This window comes from Paraburkholderia sp. SIMBA_054, from assembly GCF_046534875.1.
Lineage (GTDB): Bacteria > Pseudomonadota > Gammaproteobacteria > Burkholderiales > Burkholderiaceae > Paraburkholderia > Paraburkholderia hospita.
Map to the genome: position 1 here is coordinate 1 of NZ_JAWRXV010000228.1, position 498 is coordinate 498.

General features: G+C 57.4%; 1 protein-coding gene. It reads left to right on the forward strand.

Annotated features, from left to right (window positions below; genetic code table 11):
* Positions 1-80: 80 nt before the first annotated feature.
* On the forward strand, positions 81-498 hold a 418-nt coding region (locus tag SB822_RS54890; protein ID WP_410858822.1), incomplete at its 3' end, for an ATP-binding cassette domain-containing protein.

The window sequence follows — 498 nt, forward strand, 5'->3', positions numbered from 1 at the left end:
CTGGGCTTCAGCTTTGCGACCGTGTTCTCGGTGGTCGCCGTGCCCTGCAAAACGTTACGTTCCATATGCAGCCGGGTGAGATGGCGTTTCTGACCGGTCATTCCGGCGCAGGGAAAAGTACCCTCCTGAAGCTGATCTGTGGGATTGAGCGGCCCAGCGCCGGGAAAATCTGGTTTAGCGGCCATGACATCACGCGTCTGAAAAACCGTGAAGTTCCGTTTCTGCGCCGCCAGATTGGCATGATTTTCCAGGATCACCATCTACTGATGGACCGTACTGTCTACGATAACGTGGCGATCCCGCTGATTATCGCTGGTGCCAGCGGTGACGATATTCGTCGCCGGGTGTCGGCGGCACTGGATAAAGTCGGGCTACTGGACAAAGCGAAGAACTTCCCTATTCAGCTTTCGGGCGGTGAACAACAGCGTGTTGGCATTGCCCGCGCGGTGGTGAATAAGCCCGCGGTACTGCTGGCGGACGAACCGACTGGTAACCTGG